A 1,059-nucleotide genomic window follows, 5' to 3' on the forward strand; every position below is an offset into this window, starting at 1 on the left:
TGGTCTGTCAACACTTTTTTAAACAAATTTTATAAGGTGTATAATCGTTCAAGACCGTTTTCTTTTTTGCCTCCCTCATCCGAATAAGGGATCCTCATTCATCTATCAATCGGCTTGTGTAATCTAACAGCCTGACCTCAAGACTACAAGGGAAAGTGCGCCCTTTCCGTCTTGAACTCATCCTGTTTTGGCGATTACGCCGACCGATAGACGAATGACTTGGGCTAATCGTGTGTGTTGTTGTTTCTTCTCCCAAGTCGTTCGATAGTCAATAGGAGAAGCGTAATTCAATGAGCCGTGTGGGCGAAAAGTATTCCACCAATGGACGTAGTCCATTAGTTTGATTTGTAACTCATAAAGGGTATGGAATGTGTTGTCATAGACGAACTCAAACTTAAACGATTTATAGGTAGACTCCGCTACGGCATTATCGTAGGGATTCCCTTTTCGACTTAAGGAACGCTCGATTTCAAACGTCTCTAGTAAAGCGTCTATGGTATGATTGTCAAACTCTTTTCCTCTATCAGTATGAAAAATATTGACTCTATGTAAGTCTCCTTCAACCGTTGCGAGGGCTTGAAGGACTAGATCAGCTGTTTTATTAGGACCAGCAGAATAGCCTATAATCTCACGATTAAAAAGATCGATGATAAAACAGACATAGAACCAGGATTGAGACACTTTGACATAGGTCAAATCTGTGACGAGTGCGTTCATAGGTTTGTCAGGATTGAACTCTCGATTCAGTGTGTTTTCAATCTTCGCCTGATTGACTCCCGTCTTTTGGGGTTTATAAGACCGTCTATTATACTTGGACACCAAGTGAAATTTTTTCATGATGCGACCAATTCGTCGACGCGAGACAGTGAAGCCGCGTTTCTCAAGCACGGGTTTCAGTTTGCGTGTACCGTAGGTATTTTTACTCTTTGCGAACTCTTCAACGATGGCTTGTTCAAGTTCAGCCTCACTGGTTTGCTTTTTTACTTCGTAATAGTAAGATCCTCTACTGATCTCAAGGGCACGGCACATCGCTGATATAGAATACTTATGTTTATTGTC

1 pseudogene is annotated in these 1,059 nt (G+C 41.5%); it reads right to left on the bottom strand.

Annotated features, from left to right (window positions below):
- Nucleotides 1-261 precede the first annotated feature (261 nt).
- Nucleotides 262-1,059, bottom strand: a pseudogene (locus C3945_RS11690) (IS3 family transposase); the annotation flags it as partial.

Source organism: Alkalibacterium sp. MB6, from assembly GCF_009935905.1.
Classification (GTDB): Bacteria; Bacillota; Bacilli; order Lactobacillales; family Carnobacteriaceae_A; genus Alkalibacterium.